This is a genomic window from Enterococcus sp. AZ129 (assembly GCF_051714505.1).
Taxonomy (GTDB): Bacteria; Bacillota; Bacilli; order Lactobacillales; family Enterococcaceae; genus Enterococcus; species Enterococcus faecalis.
This window is the reverse complement of record NZ_JBIORY010000001.1, coordinates 617,105-630,331: the sequence shown is the minus strand read 5'-3', so window position 1 is coordinate 630,331 and position 13,227 is coordinate 617,105. Positions and strand designations below refer to the sequence as shown.

Annotated in this window: 13 protein-coding genes; 1 reads left to right on the top strand and 12 read right to left on the bottom strand. The window is 37.3% G+C overall.

Going from position 1 to position 13,227, the window contains the following annotated elements; all coding sequences use genetic code 11:
- Window positions 1-85 precede the first annotated feature (85 nt).
- Window positions 86-316: a hypothetical protein gene (locus IGJ90_RS03095; protein ID WP_002355737.1), complete on the bottom strand. Its 231-nt coding sequence runs from the start codon at window positions 314-316 to the stop codon at window positions 86-88.
- Window positions 317-394: 78 nt separating this feature from the next.
- A complete protein-coding gene (locus tag IGJ90_RS03090) occupies window positions 395-1,147 on the bottom strand; it encodes a tyrosine-protein phosphatase (protein ID WP_002366263.1) in 753 nt (250 codons plus the stop codon).
- A 173-nt stretch (window positions 1,148-1,320) separates the two neighbouring features.
- On the opposite strand from IGJ90_RS03090, the gene IGJ90_RS03085 reads away from it, so the two are divergent.
- Window positions 1,321-2,799 (top strand): helix-turn-helix domain-containing protein, encoded by a 1,479-nt coding sequence (locus tag IGJ90_RS03085; RefSeq protein WP_438767559.1) that lies wholly within the window; start codon window positions 1,321-1,323, stop codon window positions 2,797-2,799.
- Between the two features lie 52 nt (window positions 2,800-2,851).
- On the opposite strand, the gene lepB is transcribed toward IGJ90_RS03085, so the two are convergent.
- The 10 genes from lepB to IGJ90_RS03035 all read right to left on the bottom strand — a co-directional run bounded on the left by lepB (window position 2,852) and on the right by IGJ90_RS03035 (window position 13,198).
- The gene (lepB, locus tag IGJ90_RS03080; protein ID WP_016630533.1) at window positions 2,852-3,601 is read right to left on the bottom strand and encodes a signal peptidase I; all 750 of its coding nucleotides are present in this window, start codon (window positions 3,599-3,601) and stop codon (window positions 2,852-2,854) included.
- Between the two features lie 58 nt (window positions 3,602-3,659).
- Entirely contained in the window at window positions 3,660-3,986 is a 327-nt protein-coding gene (locus IGJ90_RS03075) for a hypothetical protein (protein ID WP_002366259.1), read from the bottom strand.
- Window positions 3,967-5,262, bottom strand: coding sequence for a hypothetical protein (locus IGJ90_RS03070; RefSeq protein ID WP_002366258.1), 1,296 nt, complete (start codon window positions 5,260-5,262; stop codon window positions 3,967-3,969). The genes IGJ90_RS03075 and IGJ90_RS03070 overlap by 20 nt, the downstream gene beginning before the upstream one ends.
- 24 nt (window positions 5,263-5,286) lie before the next feature.
- On the bottom strand, window positions 5,287-5,982 hold the full coding sequence (locus IGJ90_RS03065; RefSeq protein ID WP_002366257.1) for a hypothetical protein: 696 nt from the start codon (window positions 5,980-5,982) through the stop codon (window positions 5,287-5,289).
- Between the two features lie 321 nt (window positions 5,983-6,303).
- A complete protein-coding gene (locus IGJ90_RS03060) occupies window positions 6,304-6,681 on the bottom strand; it encodes a type II toxin-antitoxin system PemK/MazF family toxin (RefSeq protein WP_002355729.1) in 378 nt (125 codons plus the stop codon).
- Window positions 6,682-6,696: 15 nt separating this feature from the next.
- Window positions 6,697-7,812, bottom strand: coding sequence for an alanine racemase (alr, locus tag IGJ90_RS03055; RefSeq protein WP_002355728.1), 1,116 nt, complete (start codon window positions 7,810-7,812; stop codon window positions 6,697-6,699).
- Window positions 7,813-7,841: 29 nt separating this feature from the next.
- Entirely contained in the window at window positions 7,842-8,195 is a 354-nt protein-coding gene (gene acpS / locus IGJ90_RS03050; RefSeq protein WP_002355727.1) for a holo-ACP synthase, read from the bottom strand.
- Between the two features lie 630 nt (window positions 8,196-8,825).
- Window positions 8,826-10,373, bottom strand: coding sequence for a degradosome RNA helicase CshA (cshA, locus tag IGJ90_RS03045; RefSeq protein WP_002355724.1), 1,548 nt, complete (start codon window positions 10,371-10,373; stop codon window positions 8,826-8,828).
- A 302-nt stretch (window positions 10,374-10,675) separates the two neighbouring features.
- Window positions 10,676-12,049, bottom strand: coding sequence for a UDP-N-acetylmuramoyl-tripeptide--D-alanyl-D-alanine ligase (locus IGJ90_RS03040; RefSeq protein WP_002366255.1), 1,374 nt, complete (start codon window positions 12,047-12,049; stop codon window positions 10,676-10,678).
- 78 nt (window positions 12,050-12,127) lie between these two features.
- Entirely contained in the window at window positions 12,128-13,198 is a 1,071-nt protein-coding gene (locus IGJ90_RS03035; RefSeq protein ID WP_002355721.1) for a D-alanine--D-alanine ligase, read from the bottom strand.
- Window positions 13,199-13,227: the final 29 nt, after the last annotated feature.

Here is a 13,227-nt window from a genome sequence, read left to right as displayed (position 1 = left end):
TAGCATAAAATACAAGAGAATAACAAACAAAAGCTTGAATGTTACGACACATTTTTAAAATGTCGTAAGTTCAAGCTAAGATTGTTTATTTCATATTTTTAGAAAATTCCGAAACGACTTGTTTAACTTCATCAATGGCTTCTGGTTTTAAATAAGCCAAAAGTTTTGGTGCTTTTGTCATCAAGTACATTTTATCTAGTTTGCCTGTTTGTTGGCGTTCAAACATTTCTGCAAGTAGCGCTTGCATTTTTTCTTTTTTATCTTCTTTTGTTCGATCTAGTATGAACGTTAAGAATTGTTCTTGTCCTTCTTTCATTCCCTATCCCTCCTTACAAACAGATTCTTTTCTATTATAAAACTTCTTTTTTAGAAAGGATAGTCCTTTTTTTAGGATCTATGATTTTGTATACAGACTTAGCATGTCTTTTTTGGCGGATAAAGGTAAGCCGAGTCCCTCTTTTAAATAGCCCTCTACCGAACCAAATTCTTTTTCAATCGCCTGTAAAGCGGTCGCTAAGTACTCTTTTTTCACATAAAGCAGCGTTTCTAATTGTTGAATTTCTGCTGGAGGTGTTCCATTTGCTTGGTACTGTGCAATAATTTGCTCGTTAGCAGCTTTTCTTTGCTCGTTCGTCTTTAAATAATCTTCTAAAATATAAGAATGTTCCACACCTAAAGCACTTAATATCAAGGCTGCGCCGATTCCTGTTCGATCTTTTCCTGCGAAACAATGAAATAAAATAGCTTCCTGTGGATAACTTAAAAAGTTTTCAAAAAATGTTTGGTAACCTTTGCGCCCCGAATTGGAAAGAACCATTTCTTTATAAGCCATGTCCATTGCTGCATCGGGTGAACCAACCGTTTTAAGCATTCCTTCTAATGAAGCGGTCTGCGCCTGAATATCGGCCAAAATGTCTATATGTAAATAGTTGGTTCCTTGAATTGAATCATCTGGTCGTTCTTGCGTTTCTGCTGCACTTCTAAAATCATAGATTCGTTTAATTTGATAGTCCTCTACCAGTTTCTGTTGATCCGCTTGTGCAATATTGACGAGTTCACCACTCCGAAAAAAATGCCCTGTCTTGACGGATGTACCTTGTTGCGTTGGAAATCCTCCAATATCTCTAAAATTTACTACGCTGTTCATGTTCTGTCACTCCTTCATTTTAATTATTTTGTTGTCATTTAAATACTTTGTTTTTTCTTTTTATTTCTTTTTCTAAATGATAATAAAAAACACTTCAAAAAACAATCTTTTTATCAGTTGTTTATTGCCATTTTATCATAGATACAGTATTCTTAAAAGAGAGGTGAGCAACGATGTTAAAACGAGATTTTTTAGAAAAACCGTATGATTATATGAATGATATTCTATTGTTCCTATATAATAATAAAGGCCAAGCGACACGAAATGAATTAGTAGATTTTTTCAATATTAGTTTACCAACATTGAATGAGTATCTTTCTTTTTTAGAACAATTTTTGAAAGAAGAGCAACTTCAAGAAAGCCTCACCGTGACTGTACTAGGTGATACCCTTTATCTAAATAAAGCACCAACCTTTTCCATGAAAGCAATGATCATGTTGTTCTTGAATAAATCTATTAAGTTTCACATGGTTCAGCAACTCTTTCATAAAAATAAAATAAATGGCGGGTATTTTCAACAGAATTATGCCATCAGCTCTGCTACCTATTATCGAAAAATCGTTGAATTAAATGACTTACTCAATGAGTTTAATTTATGTATCAAACGAGGAAAACTTATCGGCGAAGAAAAACAAATTCGCTTTTTCTTTTTTAATTTTTTCTGGTTTATCTTTGAAGAAAAAACAGATTTAGAAAAAGAACTGGCCAATCAATACCTAGGATTAATCGAGATATTACAAGAAATCCCCAGAATTACCTTTGACCATACAGAAATTCTTCAAATTAAGCTTTGGATGAAAATTTCTTTTCGTCGTATGGTTTTAGAACCTCTGCCAACGATTAGTCCGCATGATGTCCAACTCGATCGACCTTTATTTGAAGAAATTAATTTATCTATACATACATATATGAAAAGAATCGACCGTCCATATACAATCAATGAAGCCTATATGTTTTATGACTTTTTTTGTTCCATGCATAATTATTCTGCGAATGCTGCTTTCGCCTTTCGTTTAGCAAAACAACAACGAATTGAAAAAACGTATCTTAACGAAATGAACCGGGTCATTTTAACGTACCTTAAAGCACGTGGTTATTTATCCCATTACGTGCTGCCTATTCGGCTATTTTATATTGAAAATTTACTTTTCCAATTACATGCGCAACTCTATTATTTTTCAGGATTTATTTTACCCTTTGATTATTGGACGATTCAGTCACTTTTGAAAGTCTTACGTCATCCTTTTAGCGAAAGTGAAGTTTACGAATTAGTGGAGATCGCTACAACGAACTTTGCCACAGAAGCCACTACTTCTAAGTACCAAAATCAATTTACTGAAATTAATTATACGCTTATTTTGAATCACATTGCTGAATTAAATGAAAAAAAAATAACCATTGGCGTTTATCACTCACTGAGCAGTGCTTATAGCGAGTTGGTAGCACAAAAAATACAACAGAGTATCGTTGGAAAATATCCGCTGAAAATTGAGCCTTACAACGCAGAAAACCATTATGATTTGCTTTTAATGAATACCAATAATGAACCGCTCGTTGCCCAGTATGACCATTACTATATTTTTTCGGATATTAGTAATCGTTATGACCTGCAATCAATTGAAAAAATCATTCAATTGTTATTGGGCAAATAATCTCCAAAAAAAAGCTTAAGTACCCTACTCTCAGATGGCTGACTTAAGCTTTTTATTTTACTTTCCCTATTTCCTTAAATGGCGCCATTTTAAATACCACGATTCCTTCAATCGCTTGTATCTCGACAAAGCCGAACGTACGACTATCACTTGAATGCGTACGATTGTCCCCTAAGACAAAGTAATGACCGGCTGGAATCTTCTGAAACAGGCGAAGTTGGGCTGCTGCTTCTTCTGATAAGTCAAAACGACTGGCATTCTCAGGCAGTGCCTCATTATCGCTTGCTATAGGTTCTTCTGAAAGATAAAGTTTTCCCTCATTTACCCAAATTCGATCACCAGGAACCCCGATAATTCGCTTGACGTACGTACCTTTGCTAGCTAGCGGTGCTTTAAATGCAATCACATCGTACCTTGTTACTTGCTTCGTCCGTTGTACTAAGACTCGTTCCCCTGCATTAAGTGTCGGCTTCATGGATTGCCCAGCAATTGGGTAGCTAGATGTCTTTAACACAAAAAAGAACACAAAAATGGCGAAAAGAATAGCTGGCATAAAAAATTTAACGACTTGGATGCGTTGTTTCTTTTGGTAGGCTTGCCGCTTTTTTTTAATCTCTTCAGCAGTCATTTTTCTTTTTGGTCCTCTTATTGATTGATGGTTATCTGTTTGCTCAAGCAAATATTCCATTGCTGTGTTAGCATTTTGCTTTTTTAGCTGATATGTCGCAGGCAACTTTTGCTTCAAGAAGGCGCGCTTAATGTGGCGAATTGTTCGCATAACTGGCTTTATCCATTCTTCCATCGTTTTCTTAAAAGGAAAAGCTTCTTAAATAAACTTTTCCTTTCTTTACTCCTTTTTTCTATTTGACTAATTGCGTTCCTTTTTTTATATAACTACTACGTAACTGGTTCTCCTTCATAAACTGATTCAGTGGTTTCTGCGCATCTTGTGCCAGCTCCCAGATACTTTGATTTGCTTGTACAAGATATTCGCTCTTCTCTGTTACTATGTTTTTCCTGATAAGCGGTTGCCTTAGTGACTGCTCTTCCTTTGAGACAACAGCAGCCTGTAATCGTTCTGCAGAGCCACTTAGTGTAACAGCTAAAAAAAGGACCCCGAGACAATGTAGTTTCCTTGCTCCCATTAACTTTTTACTGACCATTTTATTAATAGTTATCTTGTTCAAGACGTGTCAGTTTAGTTAAGCGTTCCTCTAATTCGCGATAAATCTCAAGTACTTCTACTTTTGACGCTTCGACTTCATTCGAAATACTTTTCGCTCGATTACCAATATTTAACATTTCTAATTCTGCAGAATTGATTAGGTGTTTTGCTTCTACTTTCGCTTCATTAACAATCCGATTAGCTTCTTTTTTGGCAGAAACCATCACTTCGCCAATTTCTTGTTGCGATTTTAAAGCCTCTTCTTGTAATTGCTGATTTTTCATTAATAAATCGTTAATTTGCTGTTTTGCGCGTAGCAGTTCTGTTAACTGCTCACTACTCGGTTCAATATTTTTTGAAACGGCTTTTAGCGTCTTCAATTCTTTTTGAACTTGTTCTAAATTGTCTTCTTTGGCCTCTACTTCTTTTCTTAGAGCAGCTAATTCTCCTTCGTAAACTTGCTTTTCAGCAAGATGTTTGTCATTGACACCTTGTAGTCGACCTAGTTTTACTTCTGCTTCATTTTTTTGTTGTAAACTATTTTGAAGCTCATTCTTTAACTCCTCCATGCGTTGTTTCACAATCACTTCTTGTTGGGCAGCCTCTTGTAAGGTTTGTTTTTCGGCTTCTACTTTTTGTAATTGTACAGTTAGTTTTTCAATTTGTTCCTGCAATGCTTGTTGAGTCGTTGTGCTTTCTTCTAATTCTGTCGTTAACGTTTCTACTTGCTTTTCCATTCCTGTAATATCTCCTTTTTTCTCCAACTTTCCTTTTTCTTCTGCTAACTGGTTGTGTAATGTCTGGATATGTTGTTGCTGTTCAGCCGATTCTTTTTCTAATTCTGCCACTTGCTGCGTTAATTCACTTTCTAAACGTTCCATTTGATTATGTACAGTGGTTAATTGTTTTTCTGCGTTTTGCAGATTTGTTTGAAGAGTGGTAGCCTCTGTCGTGGTTTCACTGTTCGTTTCCAGTTGCTCTTCCAATTCAAAAATTTCATGTTCCTTTTGATTTAGTGTTTCAAGTAATGCCTGATTTTTTTCTTCTAATGCTTGTTTTTCCGTTTCTTGTTGGTTCTTTAATTGCTCATTTTCTTCTTGAAGTTTTTTAAAGGCTGTTTCTTTTTTCTGATAGTAGGCGAGCCTTTCTCTTAACGTCGCCATTTCTTTTTCCTGTTGTTCCGGTTTGATTCCGCTAATTATTTTTTCTGGTTCGAATCCTGGCTGAAAAAAGACTTCTTTTTCAAGCGTATCATCCGAAATATCTTTAATTTTTTTGATTAAACGTCTTTTTGTCATATATATGTCCTTTCTCTCGTCCTTTTAACTAATCACGACAGGCTCCAAATTTGTTTCCAACGTCTCACGAGCATACGTATCAATGGATTTGACAAGGGTTTGCTCTTGATCTCGATAAGTAAAATTAAAATCAATCATGGTGATTTCTTTGACTGAATTCAACGCTGCAATAAGTGCTACAATATTGTCTTGGCCTGTTTGAAATTCATGGTAACTTAAGCCAACTGAAAAAACAGACAGTGTCAAGGTTTGTGTTTTTTCACTTCTAATCATTGTGATACTCGTCTCTCCGAGGTAAGGACGCCATTCACGCGCTAATTGTAATTCATAATTAGTCAAGACTGCGGCCGATTCTGCCGAAACAGCTTGCTTCCAGGGAAACTGATTTAAGGCTGTTTTTTTAATCGCTTGTTTTTTTATTTTGTCACCTTGAGTAGATTGGCCCTGTGCCAAACGCTCGATCCGCTGTTCCATGCGGATATTTCGTTGATTTAATTGATAATATGTATAAACAATTCCTAACAATAATACGCTAAGTAGGCAAACACTAAACAATAAATAAATCATTAAACGACTATTTTTCTGATACTTATAGAAATTTATTTTCCTCTTTAATGTCCGGTCCTCTGAATCCAGTTTTTCGACAAGTAATCGCAAATACAATTGATAGCTTACAAATAAAAATAAGCAACTACTCATTAAAAGTACAACAATCATCATACAAATATAATCTCCTTTATGTCATCACTCGACAATCAAAACTTTTAAAATCACCTGTTACGCTCTTTAAAAACTCTATATAGTATTGATTGTAACATTCCGTTTGAGCCTTGCCAACAACTTTATTTAAAATAAGATGATAAAAATTTGGATTTTATATTTATATTTTAATTTTTTAAATACAAAACAAAAAAACAAGAGAGATGCCACTTGGCTATCCCTCTCGCTTTTACTCAAACTATGTTTAGCAAACCAAATTCAATCAGTTGCTTTTTCAAAAATCCAATTCGTCTTTGTTGATTTCATAGTAGCTATCGTTCTTTATGTAGCTGAATTTGCTTTTGCTGGGGCTGAATCGCTACTAAGTCCAACACTGATGCCTAAGGCACGATCAACTTCTTCCATAATATCAAGTCTCAAATGACAAACTTTTTCTTTCAAGCGGCCCTTATCGATTGTTCGAATCTGCTCTAAAAGAATCACTGAATCTTTTTCAATGCCTGTTTCATCAGAATTAATCCCGATATGTGTTGGCAATTTTGGCTTTGCCATTTTGGCTGTGATCGCCGCAACGATAATCGTTGGGCTAAAGTGATTACCTAAGTTATTTTGGACAACAAGGACAGGTCTGACGCCACCTTGTTCCGAGCCCACTACTGGGGAAAGGTCTGCAAAATAAATATCTCCGCGTTTGACCATAGTGGAACCTCCTATCTAGTTATATTCTCTGGGGATTCTTTGTGAGAAAGTACATGCAACTTCATAATGAATGGTTTCTAATTTTTCGGCTACCATTTGTAACGTATTTTCTTCATTGCCATCTTTTCCAACTAATGTAACGACTGAGCCGACAGGAACTTCTTCTGCTAAACGAATCATACATTGATCCATACACACTCGTCCAACGATTTCGCAACGCTTGCCATTCACGAGCACTGTAAATCCTTGGAGATGACGCAACCAGCCATCTGCATAGCCGATTGGCACTGTCCCAATCCATTCTTCAGCTTCAGTTACGTAGGTTTCGCCATAGCCAATCCCTTCACCAGCCGCTAAGCGTTTTACATGGATAAGTTCACTGGTCAACCGTAAGGCCGGCTTTAACGCATAACTTGGGGCCAGCTTATTACCTGAAGGGTTCAATCCATACATGGCTACTCCATAGCGAATCATGTTTCCTGGCACATCAGGATGCCATAACGCTGTCGCACTATTGCTAACATGGACATACCGTGGTAACTCTTCTAAAACTGCTAGAACAGCCTTAAAACGCCCTGCTTGTTTTTCAAAATAGCTTGTATCGATTTCATCAGCTGTTGAAAAATGAGTAAAAATCCCTTCCCATAAAAATTCTTTGTGGGATTGAACAAACCGCACTGCTTGCTTAGTCTCTTCTGGGGTTAAAAAGCCAATCCGTCCCATGCCAGTATCGACTTTTAAGTGAACACGTAATGGCGTGTTACTCTCAGGCGTTAGTTGTTGAAGAGCAGCTTCTAACCATTCTTGTGTAGCTACCGTTACAGACAAATCATATTGAATCAACAAAGGTACATAAGCTAAGTCTACCACACTCAAAATTAAAATGGGGTCCTGAACACCTGCTTCTCTCAATTCAATTGCTTCATCCAATAAGGCGACACAAAAACCTGTCGCGCCACCTTTTTTCGCCGCTTTGGCGGATTCTACGGCGCCATGCCCATAGCCGTTCGCTTTTACAACCGCAAATAAAGCGGTTCCTTCTGGCAAACGTTGACATTCCTTTTGGACATTTTCAGTAATTGCCTGCGTATCGATATGTAACCGTGTAGGACGATGCCATCCAACGACCATTGTACATCCTTCTTTCTTCGTTGCTTCTATTATTCGCTTTCTAAAACAATTTGTGCAATCGCCATAGTATCTGTGTGCGTAATCGAGACAAACACTTTACCATTATGGGGCGAGTTTGCTACGTATGGTGCACCTGTTTTTTCAGTCAGCACCTCAATATCTTGTAAACCAACTTTACCAATCCCTGTGCCCCATGCTTTAGAGAACGCTTCTTTACAAGCAAAACGACCAGCTAAAAATTCTATTTGACGTTTTGTAGATAACTTTTCAAAAAGGGTCAATTCGTTAGGTGTTAAAACCCGTTGAATAAATGATCCTTGTTTTTCAACAATCGGTTTTATCCGACTTAATTCTACTGCGTCAATACCAATTCCCTTTATCATTTTCCGCCTTACTTCCTATTTAATATAGTTACTCCGAATTACCTTTCATTTTAACAAAATTTCAAAATTTTTCCACTGATTCGCTAAAAAAATAAAGAATGTTTTACAAGATCCTCACACAAATTGAAGTACCATACGTTTTCTTCCTATTTACATTTTTATAAAATTTTTCTGAATTTTTATAAAAGTAAGACAACAACTAAGAAGCATCGGAAAAAAATCAGAAAACTAAGCGGATGTTCTGATATTTTATAGAAAATTTTGGCTACTTATGGGAGAATAAAAAGAAAAAGGAGAAAAACGTATGACTTTAACTTCTCGGCAAAAAAAGTTACTTCGTTGCGCCCTGTTTATTTTTACTTTGTTGCTCTACATATTTCCAATCTTCTTTAAAAATCCCAGCCTATTTTTTCTCTTGCAACTGGTTTGGATCGTAACCATTCATTTGCTACAACAAAAACTGAAACTCTTCAATCTAACTTCCCCGTTGAAAACTTGGATGATTTTGGCGTTTTTCTTTTTTATATCATTTTGATGCCTTTTTTACTTTTTTTGAGTTTTTCTATTTAACGATTATCTACCAAAAAAGAGCGAGTATTCCGTTCATAGACGGAACACTCGCTCTTTTGATTATTTGGCGTTTTCGCGAATGACGAAACCACGTTTTTTATCGTTATGACGTTTGCCGCCACGTTGATCTTTATTTTTGCGGTCGCTATTTTTGTAATTACGGTCGCCATCTTTATGGTTTTTGTTGCCACGATAGCTGCCACCTTTACCATTGCCACCACGGTTACGATTACGGTTGTTCCCACCGCCACCACCACGGCCATTTTTGTTAAAGCCTTTTTTATTTGAAGGCAATGGACGTTCTGGGGTAATTTTTACAGGAACCGCATCTGCTGGATCTTTCGCTACTGTTTTTAATAATAACGCAGCTAAGTCTGTCGCTGAATATTTTTCTAATAACGCTTCAGCAGATTCTAGATATTTGTCTAAACCATTTTCTTCTAGATCACTTTCGATGGTTTCAACAGCTGCACTTAATTGTCCTTTAAATGCTTCTTTTTCGGTTGGTGGACGTAATGGTGTCATCCGTTTTTTCGTTAGGTTTTCGATGACATGTAAGTAACCCATTTCGTTTGGTGTTACAAACGTCACAGACATACCGCCTTTACCAGCACGACCTGTCCGACCAATACGGTGAACATAACTTTCTGGATCTTGTGGAATATCGTAGTTATAGACATGGGTGACACCTGAAATATCTAACCCACGTGCTGCTACATCTGTTGCCACTAAGATATCTAAGTTACCATTTTTGAATGAACGTAAAACGCTCATCCGTTTTTGTTGTGATAGGTCGCCATGGATGCCTTCTGCTTTGTAACCACGCGCTTCTAACCCGCGGGCAAGTTCATCAACACGGCGTTTTGTCCGACCAAAGACAATGGTCAATTCTGGGGTTTGCACGTCTAGTAAACGTGTCATAATGTCAAATTTTTCAAAGTCTTTTGAACGTACATAATATTGATCAATTAAATCAGCCGTCATTTCTTTGGCTTTAATCTTCACATGTTCTGGTTGTTTCATGAATTTCACGCCAATATTCTTGATTGCTGGCGGCATAGTTGCTGAAAATAGAAGTGTTTGACGTTGTTCTGGCACTTGTGAGATGATTTTTTCAATGTCTTCCAAGAAGCCCATGTTTAACATTTCATCTGCTTCGTCTAAAACTAATGTTTCAACAGTTTCTAATTTCAAGGTACGACGGTTAATATGGTCTAGTAAGCGTCCTGGTGTACCTACAACGATATGTGGACGATCTTTTAGTCCACGGATTTGGCGACCGATATCAGCCCCACCGTAAACGGCTTGGACGCGAATCTTTTTATCGCGGCCTAAACGGAATAACTCTTCTTGTGTTTGGATAGCCAACTCACGGGTTGGTGCAATGACTAATCCTTGAATAACGCGGTTGTCTGCGTCAATTTTGTTAAGCATTGGTAAGCCAAAAGCAGCGGTTTTCCCTGTTCCTGTTTGTGCTTGTCCGATTACGTCTTTTCCTGCTAACGCTAACGGAATTGTTTCTGATTGAATAGGGGTTGCTTCCTCGAAGCCTGCGCGTTCTACCGCTGATAATAATTCTGGCGCTAAACCAAGTTCTTTAAATTTCAAATGATATCCTCCTAGATTTTGTTTCGGAAAGAACGATTTCTTCCTAGTTTCAGGTGTCTTCACTTTCAGTTGTTAAAAAGAAATCCATTATAGTGTGCCAACTATTTCTTCTTTCCTGATTTCACCGAAAAATTCACCTTATGGCATTAGAAAAGCCAAACGTGGTCGTTCAGCTTCACATTTATTATTAAACATAGAAATAGATCTATTTTATTTACTACGATTCAATTTTTCTCGTCATCTTCCGGCAATAGGTCATTCTATCATAGAATCCTATTTTCAGCAAGTTTTATGAAACTTATTTACTTTTCCAAAAGTGCATCGATGACTTCACGAAGTCCCATCCCGTTACTTCCCTTTAAAACCACCATATCTTCTGGCTGTAAGACTTTTTTGACAGCTTCAATCAACTCATTTTTTTCTTCTTTTTTAAAAGAATGAATGTTAGCTGGTGCATAGGTTTCTTGCAATTTATCAGCTAAATAAGCCATTTCAGAACCATATAAAAAGACTTCTTCAATCGCATCTGGGGCTAAATGCTGCGCCATTGCTTGATGCATGCTAGCAGAATCAGGACCTAATTCCAGCATGTCTCCTAAAACAGCAATTCGTTTTCCTACTTTGGACATTTTGCTAAAACTGTCCAGAACAAGACCCATAGCTGTCGGATTGGCATTGTACACGTCACTTAAAATTTCGGCACCATTCGCTGCTTTCAGCCATTCTGTCCGATTCTTTGTTAGTTCCGCTGTAGCCAACCCTTTTTGAATCTCACTATCCGTTAATTGGAAATACCGACCAATACCAATTGCGATTAATGCATTGGTGACATTATAGGTTCCTGGCACTGGAATCGTAAACGTCATTTGTGTATCACTGATTTTGAATGAGGTTTGCTCTTTGGCTTCATTTGTGACGATTCCTTGAAGTTGACTTTCCTGGCTAAAACCAAAAGTAATCACTTGTTGCGTGACTTTTTCCACCAATGGTTCTAGCAAAGGTTCATCGCTTGGCACAAATAAACTACCGTCTTTGGCTAAACCATCTACGATTTCCATTTTTGCTTGTGCAATGCCTGCTCGTGAGCCTAAATTTTCCACATGGGCTTCGCCAATCATTGTGATGGCAGCAACTTCTGGCTGAGCCAGATTGGAAAGGAAAGAAATTTCCTGAGCATGATCCATGCCCATTTCTAAAATCAGTTTTTCTGTTTCATCAGGCATGTGTAAAATAGTATAGGGTAAGCCAATTTGATTATTGTAATTGCCTTGCGTTTTGTAAGTCACAAACTTTTCAGATAACACAGCAGCAATCAAATCTTTAGTGGTGGTTTTTCCATTACTGCCAGTCACAGCGATGACATTCGGTTGCATTTTATTTAAATAATAGGTAGCTAATTTTTGCATAGCAACCAGTGGATCAGTAACATGCAAAACAGGCAATTGTTGCGGTGCATCGACTAAATCCTGTCCCCAAAAAGCGGCCTGACAGCCATTAGCCATGGCACTCTCAATAAAACGATGACCATCATTTTCACCTTGTAAAGGAACAAAGAGATTTCCTTTCACAATTTTACGACTATCAAATTCAATGCCTGTTAAAGGAAAATCAGGCCATTGTTGCCAATCATTACTGGCTTCAACCGCTTGCGCTACTTCCCAGAAGGTTAATTTCATTATGTTTTGCTCCTCTGACACAGGGACTGGGACATGCCAAAGTCTTGTCATGTCCCAGTCTTGTGTGATTTTTTCTTCTTAGTTATTATAAAATTCTTGGCGTTGTTTAAAACGATTCAAAGCTAACTGAATCAATTCCTCAATTAAATCACTGTATTTCAAGCCCATATTTTCCCATAGTAAAGGGTACATACTAAAGTCAGTAAAACCAGGCATGGTGTTCAATTCATTCAGGAATAATTCGTTTTTGCTTGTTAAGAAGAAATCACAGCGACTTAAGCCACTTCCATCTAACATAATATACGCTTTTTTAGCGTATTCTTGCGCTTGATGAGCTACTTCTTCTGGAACATGTGCTGGGATTTGCATTTCAATCGTGTTATTGATGTATTTTGCATCATAATCATAGAAAGCGACATCTTTCACCACTTCACCAGGTAAAGTCGTACGGACATCTTCATTTCCTAAAATGGCTACTTCAATTTCACGTGCTTCAATCCCTTGTTCAACAATTGCTCGGGCATCATAACGGAAAGCTTCTTCCAATGCTTCTTGCAATTCTTCACGATTTTCCGCTTTGCTAATTCCGACACTAGAACCCATATTGGCAGGTTTAACAAAGACCGGATAGATTAAAGAACCTTCACATTTTTCAAAGACTTCTTTTGGATTTCCTTTCCAGTCACTTCTTAAAACTGGCACGAATGGTACTTGTGGAATGCCAACAGTTTGTAAAAGATATTTCGTCATGATTTTGTCCATTGCGTTAGCACTAGCTAAGACACCTGCGCCTACATAAGGCATATTAATGGTTTCCATGAATCCTTGAATTGTTCCATCTTCACCATTTGGCCCATGTAACACAGGGAAAACAATCGCTTCTTCTTCATAAATTTCCGAAGGACTGATTCGTTTTCCTGAAAATTCGCCTGTTTCTTCAGGTGTTTGTGCCCAAGTTAAATGTAAAACTTCTTTATTTTGTGGTCGTTCAGATAAAAGAGGGCCTTTTACCCATTGACCGTCTTTACTAATAAAGACTAACTGTACTTGATAATATTTATAATAGATTGCATTTAAAACGGAATATGCAGACAAAACAGACACATCGTGCTCTTCACTTCTGCCGCCATACAACAAAATAATCTTCAAATGCTTGTCCTCCTAGTTTCTTTCCTGTC